Source organism: Maridesulfovibrio ferrireducens (assembly GCF_900101105.1).
In the GTDB taxonomy this organism is placed as follows: Bacteria; Desulfobacterota; Desulfovibrionia; order Desulfovibrionales; family Desulfovibrionaceae; genus Maridesulfovibrio; species Maridesulfovibrio ferrireducens.
Genome location: NZ_FNGA01000001.1, coordinates 335,452 through 353,200, shown reverse-complemented (window position 1 = coordinate 353,200; position 17,749 = coordinate 335,452). Strand labels below are relative to the sequence as shown.

At 43.7% G+C, this 17,749-nt stretch carries 17 protein-coding genes; 15 read left to right on the top strand and 2 right to left on the bottom strand.

All coding sequences use genetic code 11. The annotated features are described in order from the left end of the window. The first annotated feature begins 65 nt into the window (after positions 1 to 65). From aprA to BLT41_RS01425, 10 genes are all read left to right on the top strand, one after another. Positions 66 to 2,057 carry an adenylyl-sulfate reductase subunit alpha gene (aprA, locus tag BLT41_RS01470; protein WP_092157556.1) on the top strand — a complete coding sequence of 664 codons (1,992 nt, stop codon included), beginning with the start codon at positions 66 to 68 and terminating at the stop codon, positions 2,055 to 2,057. Between the two features lie 162 nt (positions 2,058 to 2,219). Next, positions 2,220 to 3,458: a CoB--CoM heterodisulfide reductase iron-sulfur subunit A family protein gene (locus tag BLT41_RS01465; protein ID WP_092157554.1), complete on the top strand. Its 1,239-nt coding sequence runs from the start codon at positions 2,220 to 2,222 to the stop codon at positions 3,456 to 3,458. Between the two features lie 6 nt (positions 3,459 to 3,464). Next, complete coding sequence (locus tag BLT41_RS01460; RefSeq protein WP_092157552.1) at positions 3,465 to 5,765, top strand: FAD-dependent oxidoreductase; 2,301 nt, start codon at positions 3,465 to 3,467, stop codon at positions 5,763 to 5,765. A 14-nt stretch (positions 5,766 to 5,779) separates the two neighbouring features. Continuing rightward, positions 5,780 to 7,000, top strand: coding sequence for a quinone-interacting membrane-bound oxidoreductase complex subunit QmoC (gene qmoC / locus BLT41_RS01455; protein ID WP_092157550.1), 1,221 nt, complete (start codon positions 5,780 to 5,782; stop codon positions 6,998 to 7,000). Positions 7,001 to 7,021: 21 nt separating this feature from the next. Continuing rightward, entirely contained in the window at positions 7,022 to 7,702 is a 681-nt protein-coding gene (locus BLT41_RS01450; protein ID WP_092157548.1) for a hypothetical protein, read from the top strand. Positions 7,703 to 8,276: 574 nt separating this feature from the next. Further along, the gene (locus BLT41_RS01445; RefSeq protein ID WP_092157546.1) at positions 8,277 to 9,032 is read left to right on the top strand and encodes an ABC transporter ATP-binding protein; all 756 of its coding nucleotides are present in this window, start codon (positions 8,277 to 8,279) and stop codon (positions 9,030 to 9,032) included. Positions 9,033 to 9,059: 27 nt separating this feature from the next. After that, complete coding sequence (locus BLT41_RS01440; protein WP_092157544.1) at positions 9,060 to 10,193, top strand: branched-chain amino acid ABC transporter substrate-binding protein; 1,134 nt, start codon at positions 9,060 to 9,062, stop codon at positions 10,191 to 10,193. A gap of 66 nt (positions 10,194 to 10,259) precedes the next feature. Beyond that, positions 10,260 to 11,162 (top strand): branched-chain amino acid ABC transporter permease, encoded by a 903-nt coding sequence (locus tag BLT41_RS01435; protein WP_092157542.1) that lies wholly within the window; start codon positions 10,260 to 10,262, stop codon positions 11,160 to 11,162. 28 nt (positions 11,163 to 11,190) lie between these two features. Continuing rightward, positions 11,191 to 12,360: an ABC transporter permease subunit gene (locus BLT41_RS01430; RefSeq protein ID WP_092157540.1), complete on the top strand. Its 1,170-nt coding sequence runs from the start codon at positions 11,191 to 11,193 to the stop codon at positions 12,358 to 12,360. A 3-nt stretch (positions 12,361 to 12,363) separates the two neighbouring features. Then, positions 12,364 to 13,077: an ABC transporter ATP-binding protein gene (locus BLT41_RS01425; protein WP_092157538.1), complete on the top strand. Its 714-nt coding sequence runs from the start codon at positions 12,364 to 12,366 to the stop codon at positions 13,075 to 13,077. Positions 13,078 to 13,199: 122 nt separating this feature from the next. On the opposite strand, the gene BLT41_RS01420 is transcribed toward BLT41_RS01425, so the two are convergent. Next, a complete protein-coding gene (locus tag BLT41_RS01420) occupies positions 13,200 to 13,640 on the bottom strand; it encodes a hypothetical protein (protein ID WP_092157536.1) in 441 nt (146 codons plus the stop codon). Positions 13,641 to 14,039: 399 nt separating this feature from the next. On the opposite strand from BLT41_RS01420, the gene BLT41_RS01415 reads away from it, so the two are divergent. After that, positions 14,040 to 14,231, top strand: a complete 192-nt coding sequence (locus BLT41_RS01415; RefSeq protein ID WP_092157534.1) for a ferredoxin — start codon at positions 14,040 to 14,042, stop codon at positions 14,229 to 14,231. A 51-nt stretch (positions 14,232 to 14,282) separates the two neighbouring features. On the opposite strand, the gene larE is transcribed toward BLT41_RS01415, so the two are convergent. Continuing rightward, positions 14,283 to 15,038: an ATP-dependent sacrificial sulfur transferase LarE gene (gene larE, locus BLT41_RS01410; RefSeq protein WP_170830284.1), complete on the bottom strand. Its 756-nt coding sequence runs from the start codon at positions 15,036 to 15,038 to the stop codon at positions 14,283 to 14,285. Positions 15,039 to 15,205: 167 nt separating this feature from the next. Here larE and BLT41_RS01405 point away from each other — a divergent pair, with 167 nt between their 5' ends. Genes BLT41_RS01405 through BLT41_RS01395 form a run of 4 tightly spaced genes read left to right on the top strand, consistent with a single transcriptional unit; the run spans position 15,206 to position 17,687 of the window. After that, on the top strand, positions 15,206 to 16,429 hold the full coding sequence (locus tag BLT41_RS01405; RefSeq protein WP_092157530.1) for a hypothetical protein: 1,224 nt from the start codon (positions 15,206 to 15,208) through the stop codon (positions 16,427 to 16,429). A gap of 29 nt (positions 16,430 to 16,458) precedes the next feature. Next, positions 16,459 to 16,623 (top strand): hypothetical protein, encoded by a 165-nt coding sequence (locus BLT41_RS17375; RefSeq protein WP_170830283.1) that lies wholly within the window; start codon positions 16,459 to 16,461, stop codon positions 16,621 to 16,623. Between the two features lie 28 nt (positions 16,624 to 16,651). After that, positions 16,652 to 17,089, top strand: a complete 438-nt coding sequence (gene fliJ / locus BLT41_RS01400; protein ID WP_092157528.1) for a flagellar export protein FliJ — start codon at positions 16,652 to 16,654, stop codon at positions 17,087 to 17,089. Further along, positions 17,046 to 17,687 (top strand): MotE family protein, encoded by a 642-nt coding sequence (locus tag BLT41_RS01395; protein WP_092157526.1) that lies wholly within the window; start codon positions 17,046 to 17,048, stop codon positions 17,685 to 17,687. Before fliJ ends, BLT41_RS01395 begins: the two co-directional genes overlap by 44 nt. Positions 17,688 to 17,749: the final 62 nt, after the last annotated feature.

The window sequence follows — 17,749 nt, the reverse complement described above, 5'->3', positions numbered from 1 at the left end:
ATTAATTTGTTGTTCGCAACATTGTGATTAAATCTAAGAAATTTGTAACATACTGAGGAGGACACATGCCTCTGCTCCCTACTAAAGAAGCTGCCAAGGGCGTTGCGCTTGCAGAACCAGAACTGATAGAAAAAGACGTTGATCTTCTTCTCGTCGGTGGTGGTATGGGTAACTGCGGTGTTGCTTACGAAGCATGCCGTTGGATCCAGAAAGCTGGTGGAGATCTCTCCATCCTGCTTCTCGACAAAGCCGCCATGGAACGTTCCGGTGCTATCGCACAGGGCCTTTCCGCTATTAATACATACCTCGGTGAAAACAATGCTGACGATTACGTCCGCATGGTTCGTACTGACCTCATGGGCATCGTCCGTGAAGACCTTATCTTTGACTTAGGTCGTCACGTTGATGATTCCGTTCATCTTTTTGAAGAGTGGGGCCTTCCTTGCTGGATCAAAAAAGATGGTAAAAACCTCGACGGTGCTCAGGCAAAGGCTGCTGGCCTCTCCCTGCGTAACGGCGACGCTTGCGTTCGTTCCGGACGTTGGCAGATGATGATCAACGGTGAATCCTACAAGTGTATCGTTGCTGAAGCAGCTAAATTAGCTCTCGGCGAAGATGGCTACATGGAACGTATCTTCATCGTAAAAATGCTCCTCGACGCTAATGAGCCAAACCGCATCGCTGGTGCTGTTGGTTTCTCCACTCGTGAGAACAAAGTATACGTATTCAAGTGCAACGCAGCTGTAGTAGCTTGCGGTGGTGCTGTAAACGTATTCCGTCCTCGTTCCACTGGTGAAGGTATGGGTCGTGCATGGTATCCAGTATGGAACGCAGGTTCCACTTATACTATGTGTGCTCAGGTTGGCGCTGAAATGACCATGATGGAAAACCGCTTCGTACCTGCTCGTTTTAAAGACGGTTACGGACCTGTTGGTGCATGGTTCTTGCTTTTCAAAGCTAAAGCAACCAACTATAAAGGTGAAGACTATTGCGAAACAAACCGCGCAATGCTCAAACCTTATGAAGATCGTGGATACGCTAAAGGACATGTAATTCCTACTTGTCTCCGTAACCACATGATGCTTCGTGAAATGCGCGAAGGTCGCGGTCCAATTTACATGGATACCGCTACTGCGCTTCAGAACACTTTCAAAGAACTTTCTCCCGCTGAGCAGAAGCACCTTGAGTCTGAAGCTTGGGAAGATTTCCTTGACATGTGTGTTGGCCAGGCCAACCTCTGGGCATGTATGAATATCAAACCAGAAGAATCTGGTTCTGAAATCATGCCTACTGAACCATACCTTCTCGGATCTCACTCCGGTTGTTGTGGTATCTGGACATCCGGTCCTGACGAAGAATGGGTTCCTGAAGATTACAAAGTGAAAGCTGATAACGGTAAAGTCTACAACCGTATGACTACTGTTAACGGTCTCTTCACTTGTGCTGATGGTGTCGGTGCTTCCGGCCATAAGTTCTCTTCCGGTTCACATGCTGAAGGCCGTATAGTTGGTAAGCAGATGGTTCGTTGGTGTGTAGATCACAAAGACTTCAAACCAACACTGAAAGAAAACATTGCTGACCTCGCTAAAGAATTGTACCAGCCTTGGTACACTTACGAAGCAGGCAAATCTGTTTCTACTTGCCCAGTTGTCAATCCTAGTTATATCACTCCTAAGAACTTCATGATGCGCCTCGTAAAGTGCACCGATGAGTACGGTGGTGGTTGTGGAACAATGTACGTCACTTCCGGCGCTCTTCTAACTACAGGTTTCAAGCTTCTTGGAATGCTGGAAGAAGATAGTCTGAAATTGGCTGCACGTGACCTCCACGAATTGATGCGTTGTTGGGAACAGTTCCACAGATTGTGGACTGTACGCCTGCATTTGCAGCACATCAGCTTCCGTGAAGAATCCCGTTATCCTGGATTCTACTACCGCGGAGACTTCATGGGTCTTGATGACACCAACTGGAAATGCTTCGTAAACTCCAAATACGATGTTGAAAAAGGCGAAACCGTCATTTTCAAGAAAGCATACCACCAGATCATCCCTGTTTAATATAGGCATGAGACTACGCGGCTGCGGGCTTAACGGCCCGCAGCCGTTCTTATCTGGCGGGAGCGCTGAAATGGTCTGAATCCGAATTGCGACCAAAGCGGTCGGTGTCCGGATTTGGGCCATTTTATGGCTAAGGCCTCAAAGAGTTCAGGAGGATAGAGAATGTCAAAAAGCATACTTGTCGTTGGTGGCGGGTTCAGCGGAATAACTGCTGCACTCGAAGCCGCTGAAGTAGGCCATGAAGTCTTCATCGTGGAGAAGGCGCCATTCCTGGGTGGCCGAGTGATGCAGCTGAATAAGTATTTTCCAAAGCTGTGTCCCCCTTCCTGCGGTCTGGAGATTCAATTTCAGAGAATCAAAAACAATAAGAACGTAAAGTTCTTTACCTTGGCTGAAGTAGAATCCATCAGTGGTTCTAAAGGGGATTTTGAAGTCAAAATCCGCATCAAGCCTAGGTATGTCGGTCCCGGCAGTATTGATTTAACCGAAGTCATCGCAAAACTTTCCAATAACGTTACCGATGAATTCGAATTCAAACTCTGTGACCGTAAAGCCCTTTACATGGATGTTCCTTTTGCGTTCCCCGCAAGATACGTCCTTGAAAAGGAAAACTGTACTGATGCTGACCTCAAACTTCTCGAAGGAATCGATGCTATCGATCTCAAAGACGAAGAAAAGGTCATCACTCTCAATGTCGGTTCCATCGTTTATGCTACCGGTTGGAAGCCTTACGATGTAACTAAACTTTCAAATCTTGGTGCTGGAACTGTACAGAACTGCATTACTAATATGCAGATGGAACGTCTTGCAGCTCCCAGTGGTCCTACAAGCGGCATGATTGTCCGTCCTTCTGACGGTGCTCGGCCAAAAAATGTCGCGTTCGTACAATGTGCGGGTTCACGTGACGAAAATCATCTCAATTACTGTTCATACATTTGCTGCATGGCTTCTTTGAAGCAGGCCGCTTATGTTCGTGAGCAGTACCCTGATGCAAAGGTTACTGTTTATTACATCGACCTTCGTACTCCGGGCCGTTACGATAAATTTGCCAAACGTATTCTTTCTGATGACAAGATCAACGCCGTTAAAGGTAAGGTCGCTGAAGTTATCGAAGTTTCCGGTTCTGGCAATGTTCTCGTCACAGTTGAGGATGCTGAAACCGGTATTAAGGCGCAGAATGAGCATGATCTCATTGTCTTGGCTACCGGAATGCAGCCTAGTCTCGCAGGTGTTCCGGTTCCTTCCGGAGTGCAGGTTGATGATCAGGGCTTCATTATAGGCGGAGAAGAACAAGGCATTTTCGCCGCCGGGTGTGCAAGGCAACCTCTGGACGTCACAAAGACAGCCCAGTCAGGTACCGCCGCCGCTCTGAAAGCGATTCAAACGGTGATAGGGAGGTAAGTCGACGTGCCCGAAAAAATCGGAGTTTATTTCGACCAAGCAAGCATTTCTCCTTACCTTATAGCTGAAGACCTTGCTGAAGTAGTCAGTAAGGTTTGCGCAAGCGAGTGTCCGGTGATCAAGTGTCACCCGAGACTAAACAGCGAAGAAGGAAGAAAGCTTATTCAGGAAGATATCGACGCTGGCAACGTCGATGCAGTCTGTATCTGCGGCACAAGCCCTCGCGTAGATTGGGACATTTTCAATTTTGACAACGTCATGGTTGAACGTGTTAATCTACGTGAACAGTGCATCAAGGTTTTCAGGAACCCTGACGGCACATTGCCTGATCCAAACGGAGAAGTTCCTGAACTCCTCAAAATAATGGCAAATGAATATGTCAGAATGGGAATCACTAAACTAACCAAAGGTAACACCTCTGAAAATCAGATTATAGGTTCTACTAAGGTTGTTATGGTTCTTGGTGGTGGTTTTACCGGTCTTACCGCAGCTCTTTATGCAGCAAAGACCAACCACGACGTAATTCTGGTAGAGAAAGCTGATACTCTTGGCGGTAAAGCTGCCACTATGTATAAGACTTTCCCACTTTCATATCCCTACCTCGAAGCTCATGAAACCGGAATTGAAGCTCTGATTGCTGAAGTTGAATCAAACTCCAGAATTAAAGTTCTAAAATCCGCTCATCTTGATACTCTTGAAGGTGCTCCCGGTGATTATACAGCCAGCGTAACAGTTGGTTCCAGCAAAGAAGAACTGCCAGTTGGTGCACTTGTTCTTGCTACCGGTTGGGTTCCTCAGGATACTAAGTATGTTGAGCCTATGGGTTACGGTTCTTCCAAAGTTGTTACTGCTGCTGAATTTGAAGCAATGGTCAAAGCAGGAAAAATGGACGCATCGTCTGTTGCTTTTGTTCTTGATACACGCCTCAGTGAAGCAAAGTTTGCAGCAGAAGAAGATGCTTATGCTAATCGTTCTGACGAGCAGGTTGCTTCTGATGACGCTGACGCAAAAGTAGTGGCTGATGCTGCAAAAGTAGAGGGAGAAGAAGACGCATTCGTTTACGAGGATATGGAATCCTATAAACATCTTCCTTACAGCGCAGAACTCAGCAGTCTTGTAGCTCTCAAGCAGGCCAACTACGTTCGTGAAATGAACTCAAACGGCATTGCATACATCATCTATGACCACATGATGGTTCCGGGTGTGAATGAGCGTTACTATCGTGCTGCTCAGGATGATCCAGGCATCATGCTGACCAAAGGTACTGTTACTTCCATTACGGAAGAGGGCAGTTCCATGGTTGTTGCTGCAAGCAATACTCTTCTCGGTGAAAATATTGAAATTCAGGCTGATCTGGTCGTTGTTCCTACAGGCATGGTTCCAACCACTGCTCACGATCCGACCATCAACCTCGTATATAGACAAGGACCTGCATTCCCCGATCTCAAACAGTTCGACGGATTTGCAGATTCCAATTACATCTGTTTCCCTTATGAAACACGCCGTACCGGTGTTTATGCCGCCGGTTGTGTTCGTCAGCCCATGACTATGGGACTTGCAAGGGAAGATGCAGCCGGTGCTGTTCTCAAAGCGATCCAGTGTATCAACTCCGCCAATCACGGTGTAGCTGTTCACCCTCGCTCCGGTGACAATACCTATCCTGTATTCAACTTCATGCGTTGCACACAGTGTAAACGTTGCACAGAAGAATGTCCTTTCGGTGCACTTGATGATGATGAAAAAGGAACACCAAAGCCGAATCCGTCACGCTGCCGTCGCTGTGGTACCTGTATGGGTGCCTGCCCTGAGCGTGTAATCGGATTTGACAATTACAATATCGACATGATCGGTTCCATGATTAAGCAGGTTCAAGTACCTGATGACATGGAAGAAGGTGGTCCTAGATTTATCGTGCTCGCTTGCGAAAACGATGCTTACCCTGCACTCGACATGGCTGCCATGCGAGGTAAAGGCTGGTCCCCTTATGTTCGTGTAATTCCTGTTCGCTGTCTCGGCTCTGTGAATACCATCTGGATTGCAGATGCTATGAGTAAGGGTATTGATGGAGTTCTGTTGCTCGGATGTAAGTACGGTGAAGATTATCAGTGCCACTTTGTGAAAGGTTCTGAACTGTGTAACCGCCGTATGGAAAACGTTGCTGATTCTCTCAAGAGACTTGGCGTCGAACCTGAACGTGTTGTCCAGTCCGAACTCGCCATTGACGAATACGACAAGGTTTCTGACCTTATCGATACCTTTGTTAATGACATGATCAAGATTGGTCCCAACCCGTTCAAGGGCTACTAGGAGGTAGACGCGATATGGAAAAAGATGTTCGCATCAAACCGGATCTGCAGTTTATCAAAGAGCTCCAGGAAGTCGGTGGAGACGCAGTCAAAAAGTGCTATCAGTGCGCAACTTGCAGTGTAGCCTGTCCTCTGTCGCCTGCTGACAACCCTTATCCGCGTAAGGAAATGGTATGGGCTCAGTGGGGCCTAAAAGATAAACTTGTTAAGGATATCGATATATGGCTTTGCCATAACTGCGGAGCATGCTCCGACTTGTGCCCACGTGGCGCACGTCCTGCTGATTTGCTCGCAGCTATGCGTAATCTAGCCTATCAGAAGATAGCAACTCCAACCTTTATTGGTAAGTGGATGAGCTCTCCGAAACATCTGCCGAAGCTTATTGCTATCCCGGCAGCTATTTACATGGTGATTTGGTTCATCATGGCAGGAGTTCGTGGTTCCTTCTTCCCTCTTAAAGATGGAAAAGTCGTTTACGGGCATCTTTTCCCCGGCGATTTTACTATTGACCCGATCTTCATGATTGCTTTCGGTTTCATGGTTTGGACCTTCTATAAAGGAGTAAAAAACCTTATCGGATCATTCGCAGATCAACCAAAGGTCTTTGCTGTCGGTGATAAATCTGAAAGACCAAGTCTTTTGGTGTGCTTTGTGGATGTTTGCAGAAATGAACTTCTGACACATTCCAAATGGAAAGAATGCGGTGAATCCGATGAAGCTGATGAACAGAAGTTTAATGGACATAGGTTCCTTATGCTCGCATTCATCTGCTTGATGGTAGTAACAGGCATAGTTGCTGTTACCCATTGGGGAGGAAAGGTTATACCCTTCCTTACCGCTATCGGTCATACTCCGATGCCTCTGTGGCACCCGGTTAAGATTCTTGCCAACATTGGCGCAGTAATGCTTGTTTATTCACTGTTGCTGCTTACCAAACGCCGCTTGAATCAGGATGATTCCTCGCATGTATCTACCTATTATGACTGGTACTTACTTGGACTTATCTGGACAATTGCAGGAACTGGTATCATGTGTGAATTGCTTCGCCTCTTCGGCATCGCGATTCTTGCATACCCCATGTACTATGTGCATCTTGTCGCCGTGTTTATGATGTTTGTCTATCTGCCGTGGTCCAAGCTTGGACATCTGGTCTACAGGACTGCAGCTTTAACTTATGCAAAACACATCGGCCGTCTACCAATGCCGGTCCGTGAAGAAAAGACTTTTACTCTGTAATAGAGCAAGGAGGATTTAACCATGTCTGAAGCACGTAAAACTTTCCCCATGAGCACATTTGTAGCTTATGTTAAAGGTGGCGAAAGCAATAACTCCGTTCAGGAACTTCTGTCCTATATGACACAGAAGGATATTGACGCTGAATTCGAACCTTTTGCAGCAGCTCTTGCAAAAGCTTGGATTTATGAACAGCATCCTGAACTAGCTAAAATGAAAACAGGTCAGGTTGCAGGTCTTGGCGAGAACGTTTCTGTAGGCGCTCTTCCAGGTGACGTGATGGTACAGGTTGACAGCATTTTCACTAAACTTGCTGACTACCGTTCTACCGTTGTAGCACAGGCTGATACTATTAAAGATCTTGAAGTTAAGCTTGCAGCAGCAGAAGGAAAACTTAGTGTTTCCGATAAAGCTCTCGCTGAATTCAAAGGCAAATGTGAAGCTTTTGAAGCTTCCGGAAAAGGCGAAGGCGACAAAGTCATCGTTACTTCTCAGGCTAAAGTTGAAGAGTACATCGGCAAAGTTGATGAACTTCTCGCTTTGATCGAAGACGTTAAAAAGAATGGTGTTGTAACTGTTGCTGCCGGCGCACCTGCTGACGGCGCAGCTCCTGCAGCTGGAGGCTCTAATGCTCCTGAAACAGGTGGAACTCCTGCTGATTCTTTCGGTTTCGGTAGTGACCCATTCGGTGACTCCTCTTGGTAGAGCGATCTACCCGTCTTTAGCCTTTTAGGTTGAAGTTTTTAAAAGCCCTGTCCGCATTAGCGGACAGGGCTTTTTTTTGCCGAATTATATATGGCAATAAGCTCAACAGCCCGTACTAATTTCATTCGAGACAGTTTGTTTCATCCTGTACGAATATCCATCAAATGGATAGAAAACAGAGCAGATTTTACTTAAATAGATTGGTAGTAGAATAAAATATACGTTTTACCTTGTTAAATACACGCTTGATAAAAGAAGAGGTGGATCATTTAATATAGAGTGATTCAAAAAAGTAGATTGTAAATGATATTTGAAAGAAAAGAGGAATGATGCTATAGAATTTCACTGGATTATCGAATGCATCCATCTTTATTTAATAATAAACTTGATTCGTTGATCGCTTTTGTACTCTGATGTATTAATATTCCTCGTTATTGTATAAAGTTAATGCAGTATTAATGTTTGATGAATCAATAGTTGTACGAATAATTAATCATTAGAACGGGCTAGTACGGAATAAAAATCGTACAAGTGCTTGATCCCGAGAACAATAAAGTGTATAGGTGTTACCAATATGGCAGAACTACATTTACACGACGTGAGCGTCCGTTTTGGCGGATTGCAGGCTTTGTCAGAGGTTAACTTCTCTCTTATGCCGGGGGAAATTGTAGGGCTTATCGGTCCCAACGGTGCAGGTAAAACCACGGTGTTTAATGTTATTACCGGAGTGTACAATGCTTCCGGCGGTGATGTTGTTTATGATGGTGGGAGTCTCCAAGGGCTCAAGCCGTATCAGGTGCTTGCAAAGGGGATCGCCCGTACTTTCCAGAATATTCGTCTTTTCCAGAATATGACAGCTCTTGAGAATGTAATGGTTGCTCAACATTCCCGCACTGGGTGCGGGGTGCTTGGCGCGATTTTTCGTACTCCTCGTCAGAAGCGTGAAGAGCAAAGAATTAAAGAAAAGGCGATGGAAGAGTTACGGTTTGCCGAACTGGAGGACTTCGCTGATGAAGTCGCCTCCAACCTTCCTTACGGTCATCAAAGGCGGCTTGAGATAGCACGCGCTTTGGCTTCAGAGCCGAGTTCGGTTCTGCTTGATGAGCCGGCGGCAGGACTCAATCCTGCTGAAAGTTCCGAGTTAATGGAAACCATTCGTAGAATCTCCGGTAGAGGGATAAATGTGTTGATGGTGGAGCATGACATGAAAGTTGTCATGGGAATCTGCCAGAGACTTGTTGTTCTTGATCACGGAGTAATGATTGCAAAGGGAAATCCTGAAGAAATTCAGAAGAATCCTGCTGTAATTGAGGCATATCTCGGTAATTAACCATATTTACTTTTGGGAGGCGCTTTTATGAAACGTTTATTTCTGACCGTTTTGCTGGCCGCGGCTGTAGTAATGCTCGGTTCCGGCATGGCATTCGCAAAAACACTCAAAGTCGGTACAATGGGGCCTCTAACCGGCCCTTACGCAGCTGATGGTAATGATATTAAGAACGGTGTCTTAACTGCTGTTGAAGTTATTAAAGCCAACGGTGGCATTGCCGGTTTTGACGAAATTGAAGTTCTTCCACAGGATACTGCATGCGAACCCCGTCAGGCAGTAGCCACAGCAAATAAACTGATCAATGAAGGCGTAAACGGCGTTATCGGATCATATTGTTCCAGCGCAACCCTCCCCGCATCTGAAGTTCTTGATGAAGAAAGCATCATCATGATTACACCTGCTTCCACTAATGAAAAAGTTACTTCCCGCGGTCTTCCTTATATGTTCCGCATGTGCGGGCGTGATGATGATCAGGGTGCAATCGCCGTAAAATTCATGATCGAAAAGTTAGGAGCTAAATCTATCTACGTTGTAGATGATAAGACTGCTTATTCACAGGGACTTGCTGACGGTGTAGAAAAAATGAGTGCTGCTGCAGGATTGAAAGTTCTTGGCCATGAGCATGTGAATCAGGGCGATAAAGATTTTTCAGCTATTTTAACTAAAGTAAAAACAGAAAAACCTGACGTATTTTACATGAGTATGCAGAATTCAGCTACTGGTGCATTGATGCTTATTCAGGCAAAGCGCATGGGTATAAAGGCTGCTGTTCTCGCACAGGATGCAGTTTATCATCCTCAGTTGATCGAAATTGCAAAAGATGCTGCTGAAAATGTATATCTTACCTTCGGTTATATCGATGACAACGCACCTGCATACAAAGAATTCTATTCTGCATATCAGCCTAAGTTCGGTAGTCCCGGTGCTTATTCCGGTTATGCATATGACAGTGCTATTGCATACTTGAAAGCAGTTGAAGCTGCCGGTTCCACTGATCCGGCTAAAGTTAAAGCTGAGCTTATGAAGCTTGATTATGAAGGTGCTACAAAGCACGTTAAGTTTAAAGCTAACGGAGACTCCGGTTCTAACTACATTATCCGTACTGTTAAAGACGGAAAGTTCCGTAATTACTGGAACCCAGCAACTGGTGAGCTTTACTAGAGTTTAAGCAATGACCGGCCCCCGTCTTAATTGACGGGGGCTATTACGAACAGCCCCCGGATATCCATGGAATATTTTATTCAACAACTCATCAATGGTATAACACTCGGTAGCGTATATGCGCTCATCGCTCTCGGTTATACTATGGTGTATGGCATTATTCAGCTCATTAACTTTGCTCATGGCGAATTTTTTGCGGCTGGCGGTTATGTAGGCGTTATTTTCATGAGTTATCTTGTGTCTCAGGGGGCTCCTGCATGGGTTTGTCTTTCAGGATCTTTGATTCTGGCGATGGCATACTGCGCAATGCTTGCTGTGGCTGTAGAAAAGGTAGCTTATAAACCACTGAGAAACTCATCCAGACTTTCTGTTCTGCTTTCCGCATTGGGTATGTCTATTTTTCTTCAGAACGGTTTGATGCTTACTCAGGGAGTGTATGACAAGCCTTATCCTACCGAGTTGACTCAGGGTGGCTTTGAGCTTGGTAATGTAATGCTTTCGTACATGCAGCTTTTTATTGTAAGTCTGACAGCATTTTTGCTTGTGGCCCTTAATGTTCTTGTTTTTAAAACCAGAATAGGTAAGGCGATGCGCTCCACTGCGCAGGATAAAGTAATGTCTGCGCTTGTTGGAATTAATGCCAACCGTACAATCAGTATCACTTTCGCAATAGGAGCCAGTCTTGCTGCTGCAGCCGGAATAATGGTCGGGCTTTATTATGGTTCAGTTCGATACGATATGGGGTTTGTCCCCGGTATCAAGGCTTTTGCTGCTGCCGTATTAGGTGGTATCGGAAATATTACCGGTGCGATGATCGGTGGTTTTATTATTGGAATGGTAGAGATTTTTGCCGCAGGTTATATTTCAGGTGAATATAAGGACGTATTTGCGTTCGTGATACTTATAGCGGTTCTTTATTTCAGACCTTCAGGAATCATGGGAGAGAACGTTGACGATACCAGAGTTTAAAAAACACTGGACTTCCTTAGGGATAGGAATGGTCTGGCTGTTCATCCTGTTGTGGCCCCTGCTTGGCGTTAAGCCTGAAGGCCTTGAGATTGCCGGAACATTTAATGTCTGGTGGAGAATCGCTTTAGGCTGTTCATTTATATTGTTTTTGTATCAATTAAATAAGGCCGGAGCATTTAAGTTTATATCCAGACCTGTGTCAGCAGTAGCGGGTAGCATGAAAAGTGCTTCCTCTGTTGTGCCTCTTGCCGTCTGGTTTGTTATAGGCATTGGTTGTGTTGCTTTATTGCCTCAGCTCACCGGGCGTTATGCTCAGGATGTTGCGATAAACTGTATGATCTACGTTTGTCTCGGCCTTGGCCTTAATGTGGTTGTCGGTTTGGCAGGAATGCTCGATCTTGGATATATCGCATTTTACGGCATCGGAGCTTATACTTACGCTATACTCTCAGTTCAATTTCAGCTTTCATTCTGGATTTGTCTGCCCATAAGTGCTGCTGCTGCGGGCTTAGGAGCATGGCTGATCGGTTATTGCTCTATGAGAATGAGGGGAGATTATCTGGCTATCGTGACGCTGGGTTTTGCTGAAATTTGTCGCATGGTGCTTAATAACTGGATGAGTCTGACCAATGGTCCTAATGGCATAACTGGTATTAAGGCTCCCGGATTTTACTGGTTTGATTTTACCAATGGCATGACTCTGGAACATCTCTGGCTTAAAAAACTTTCACTTGTATACTATGTGATACTTCTTCTTGTAGTATTTACGATTATTGCAGTTTATCGCTTACAGCATTCCCGTATAGGTAGAGCATGGGAAGCTATTCGTGAAGATGAAACAGCTGCAGAAGTTATGGGCGTTCCCACTTTTTACATGAAGCTTCTGGCATATTGTACAGGGGCGTGTTTCGGTGGTCTGGCCGGGGCTTTTTATGCTGCACGGATGAGATTTGTAAGCCCTGAATCTTTCACTTTCCTCGAATCTGCAATGGTGCTTTCCATGGTTGTTCTCGGGGGTATGGGATCAATTCCGGGCGTTATTCTGGGAGCTTTGGCACTTATAGCACTTCCGGAAATATTCAGAGAATTTGAATTATATCGCATGCTGGTTTTCGGGGGAGTAATGACTCTTATGATGCTCTTCAGGCCTCAGGGACTTTTACCACCCACACGTAAAATGCGTGCTGGAAAGGATTAAGTCATGACTGAACCAATATTAGAATTACGGGACATTAAGGCCGGTTATGGAAGCATTAAGGCCCTCAAAGGTATAAATATTAAAGTTTATGAAGGGGAAATTGTATCGATTATCGGCGCGAATGGTGCGGGTAAGAGTACAACTCTCATGACGATATGTAATATTGTTCATGCCACAAGCGGTGACATCTTTTACAAAGGTAAAAGGATAAATCAGGTTGCATCTGATAAATTGCCTGCAATGGGACTTTGTCAGGTTCCTGAAGGGCGCAGGATTTTTCCGCGTCTGACTATTGAAGAGAATCTCGATATGGGGGCTTTTTTCAGAAATGATAAGGAAATTGAAGATGACAAAGAAAGAGTCTTCGGCATGTTCCCTATCCTTCGTGAAAGATGCAGGCAGGCCGGCGGAACTTTGTCAGGCGGCGAGCAGCAGATGCTTGCTATCGGCAGGGCCTTGATGAGCAGGCCGAAAGTCCTTTTACTGGATGAGCCTTCCTTGGGACTTGCTCCGCTGATTGTTAAGCAGATTTTTGATATTATCAAAGAGATTAACAAGCTTGGGACAACAATTATTCTGGTAGAGCAGAATGCAAAGGTGGCGCTGAGCATGGCCAACAGAGGTTATGTTCTTGAGACCGGGCATGTTGTTATGGAAGATGAAGCTCATAAGCTTTTAAACAATCCTGATATCCAAAAGGCGTATCTCGGCGAGTAAATCTATTGTTTCAGGTAATTAGTTTGCGTTTTTAAAAGACTCTCAAGCCTTAACGGATTGAGAGTCTTTTTTATTCATCTATGCACTGTTCAGGATTAGTTATGGGAAACCAAAGCAGCGAACTAATCCTTATTACCTTTCTTGCCAGATTTCTTGGCTTTTTTTGCGTTCTTGTATTCGTCTCGATCTTGTTCTTTCTTTGTTTTTCTCTCTTCACGATTTTCTTTGTCAGATTGCTTTTTTATTTTACGATCATCATCTAATTGTTCGCGTTTAAGTTGTTCTTCTTTTTTACGTTCTTTGCGTTCTTCTTTTGCCTCATCACGGGCTGCTTTGTTGTCAGACTTGCGCGTGTCATGCTTTATTTTCTTTTCCTCTTTTCGAGTATCTCGCTTTTCCTTTTTTTCTGTTTTCCGCGTTTCCTTCATCTCTTTTTTGTCATTATTCTTTGCTACAAGAATGAATTCTTCTGTTTTCGCACTTGAAGTCATTGATGAATAAGCTGAAGTAGCAGCAAGAAGGAGACACGATCCTAAGAAGAAAACAAACAATAAATTTTTCATAATAACTCCTTTGTGTAGTTAATAGAGAATACTATTTATCACTATACTATTTTTTAATTGTTGAAGCAAAATAAAATGCAAAAATCTTATAAGAGTGAACGGAAAAGTAAAAAAATCGTTCGTTTAAGTTGTAAAAAGATTCAAATATAATGGGTCTTAGGAGCTGGAGAGGAATGATTGTCGATTTCAGGATTACGAGAATTAAAGGGAGTATAGATTCTTTTCCTTCTATTCTTGATACTGATGAGTTATAAGATAGAAAAATGTTTACTATGTACAATTTCAAGAGCATTTGAAATGTAGGAACCTACAGGAAAGACTTGCAAAGCATAAGCAGTTTGTGCTTAATTTGTTTCGTCTATTAATATTATACTTCTTGCAAAGATCTGGAGGCTTACAATGGCTAAGAAAGTAGTAATTGATCAAGATGAATGCATCGGTTGCGAAACTTGTGTAGAACTTTGTCCTGAAGTTTTTGCACTTGATTCAGATGGCGAAAAAGCTGAAGTGATTAAAGAAGATGCTGTCGATTTGGACTGCGTTCAAGAGTCTATGGATTCTTGTCCTGTGGAGTGTATATCTATAGAATAAAAGGATTACTCGACTGTTGAACAGAAAGGCATCTTTGTTGGGTGCCTTTTTTTATGTTTTTATAATAAATTGAATATTTTTTTGACTCACTTGCGGCAGTAACGTTGTCAGTTTTGCCTTTATATTAAATTCATCAAGCGGCGAGTCAGATCCGTATTCTATTTGAAATTTATTCCCATCTGTTCTAGCGCGGCACCATCTTGCCCCTGCTTCAAACATGCATTCCTCAGTTCGTTCTACCATGAAGATTTTTTTTGCTGTTAAAGGAATTCCTGTTTCGATTCTAGTTGCGAGACAACTGTTAGAAGGTCGGTTAAGTGAGAGCAATTGTAAGAAACCGGCCGCTTCGATGATATTTTTTTTAGTAAATCCGGTAAGAGCTAAAGGCGAAATTACGGATGCTTCACGAATGGCTTTTAAACCGGCCCGGTCAACAGGGTCGTCAGCGTGACTGCCGTCAAAAAGCGGACATCTGTTAATGGTATCGATAATAGCCTTCTTGCAATAGTAGCAGCGAGATTTTGTATTATCGCTGATTAGAGAATTTTTAAGCACTGATATTTTAATAACTTGGTGGTTAATACCGATAGAGGCTGCTGATCGGCAGGCGAATGAAATGTCACGGTTCGCAGTAAGTTCAGAATCAATTGTTATGGCAAAAGCCTTATCTCCTAAAGCATCAAAGGCCGCCTTAGCTACCAAAGAGCTGTCAATTCCACCTGAAAATGCAACAAAAGCTCTTTCGTGTAATTTAAATATCTTGAGTAGGTCTTTGTATTGTTTTTGAATAATATGTGAATTCGTCATGGGCATCTATTTTGCTTGATTATAGTTATGTGCATGTAGAGCTTACTGATTTTATAATCAATAAAACCCTTGATGCGTAAGGGTTGCCAATACGGGAATAAGTGCTTATTTAGTAAAGATACACGTTTATAAACTGCTTCATGTAAAGCGGAAAGGTAAATAAAAAAATGCTCATTAATTTAAGCCCGATGTGTCTCCGGGTGTTTTCAAAAACTGCAGCAATGCTCGCAGTTCTTATAGTTTCAATGTTTATTTTCGGCAATAATAATGCCGAGTGTTCTGCTTTTTTATCAAGTAAAAAAGACAAAGAAAAAAAACAAGTTAAGCTTCCAGAGCCTGTGTCTGAAGGTATCGATTACCTTTTGGATACTTTGTCGGTCAAAACAAAATATTTTGACCCGGGCAAGGTAAATGCTTTGATCCGTTACGTGGATGAATCTGCTCCCACTGATAAAATAATCAAACTTCCCAAGTATGAGTCTGCTAACGGCGCCGGAATGCGCATCAACGTAAAGGCTTCTTTAAAGAGGATTCTGGAGTATACATATAATCCGGAAATCCCCGGCTACGCAGTTTACCCTTCGGTTATCCGTCTAAGCGGCTGGTATCCTGATAGTGAGTTTTTTGCAGACAAAGGTAAGCCTTGGAAATCTCTCAATGACTGCGAAGTTCCGAAAGTCTGGCGCGGGAAAGAATTTGAGGTGAATACTCCGGATTCTTTCGGCGGCGCATATTACAGATATGACCTGAACCGTCTGCTCGTGCTTATGAAGTACGAAGGGCGTAATGTTTTCTTTTCGATTGCCAGACAGGCTGATAAGTCTAGCGTCGGAATGAAAGGTCTTGTCATGGACGATAACCAGTGGAATTATTTCTATAGTGGAATTCCCGGTCTGACGGCCGGAGGCATGGGCTGGATGGATACTTTTATGTACGATTCCATTTCTGTTTCAGTCTATATACAAGATAAAAATAATCCTGAGTATACTGTCAACTATCTGTTCAAGTGGCTCCGTGCCGGTTGGGCAGGGCTTAATGTTGTCCGTCCCAAGCATATATTTGAAGGCAGTCAGCGTTTTGCCAATGCCTTTCGCGCGTTGATGGAATCAAAAGAACTCCCTGAAGCTGCAGTTTTTTCTGAAAAGGTTAAAGGGATTGAGTCCATGTCAGATCAGAAAATTGATAAGTATATTTCAGAATACTCAAAAAGCATAGAAGCTCTTGCCGGAAAGAATCCAGTGCTTTCCGATAAATTCCCTGAAGTCTACACAAACGGGAACTATGCTAATTCGTTTACAAGAGAAGAGCGCATCGGTATCCTTGTAAAGGAATACGTTAAACGGGCTATGGGCAAACAGTGTTTGATTTATGACGCGGTTGTTCAGAATTAATTCTGCTTCTTTTTTATCAGGAAGGTTTTATGATTTGTTCAGAAAGTGAAGCTAAGTTCAAATATTGTCCGTATCTTATGACAAGTGATGATAAAATGAAATTCTGTCAGGGTGTCATGTGTATGATGTGGCGTTCCTGCGATGGCAATAAAGGGTATTGCGGCCTTGCTGGCAAACCTGAAGAAAGTAAATAGTCCTGCCTAGTTGGGGTAATTATCTATAATGGCGAAGCCTTATGTTTTTAAGCTTGAAAAAGTTCTCGATTTTAGAAAGCAAATCGAGGAACAGGCTCGTTTGGCTTTAGCCGAAGCTCATAAACTGCACACCGAACAAAAAAAAGTCGTCTTCGAAATCGAAGAAAAAAAGATAAATCATCAGAAAAAAGAATACGAGAAGCTCTCCGCAGATAATTTGTGGCTGTGGCGGCAGTATGATGATGCTTTGACTAAAGATCTGTATTCGGCACAAAATCGTTTTAAGCAATTGGCCCTTAACTTGCAAAAATGCCGTACAGAAGCTGTTCAAAAGTCAAAAGACCGTAAGTTGCTGGAAAAACTCAAAGAGAATCAGGCGAAAAAATACTATGAAGAAGAAAATCTTAAAGAGCAGAAAGAGTATGACGAAATGGCAACGCTTCGGTTCAAGTCTAAGACTTTCTAAGATTCTTGTATGCTTGGTTTTATTAGCTTTTTTAAAGCTTTCTCTTATAGGTGCTTTAGGTTTTGATTTGGAAACTCCCGCTAAAAATGTGGTTGAAGCCGTAATTGAAAGCAGTGTGGTGCGTGACGCAGTTTCTGCCCCGGAAGCCATTGCTGCAGAGGCTAAAGACAAGCCTGCTGCTGAATCGGCTTCCAAAGTGGATAAACGTCCTGAAAGGATGCCGGAAGCCGACTGGAAGGCTCTTAAGAGCAAAGAGGACGAGTTGGCTCGTAAAGAGAGATCTCTTCGTACTCTTGAAAAGAATTTAGATAAAAAACTTGCTGAACTTAACAGTCTTGAAACTCGTCTTAAGAAAATGCTTGCTGATGCTGATGTTCTCAAAGATCAGAAGATTAAACATCTGGTCGGTGTATATACAGCTATGAAGCCTAAAAGTGCGGCTCTGGTTATTGAATCACTGGATACACGCTTGGCTGTCAAGATTTTGTCTGGCATGCGGGGACGTAATGCCGGTGAAATCCTCGGATTTGTTGCACCGAAGAAAGCTGCGACTCTTTCCGAAGAGTTGACCAAGCTTCAGGTTCCTCTTGGAAATTAGCAGTCTGAAGTTTTATAAATAAGTTTTTAATAATTGCTCCAGCTGTATTTTGCGGCTGGAGC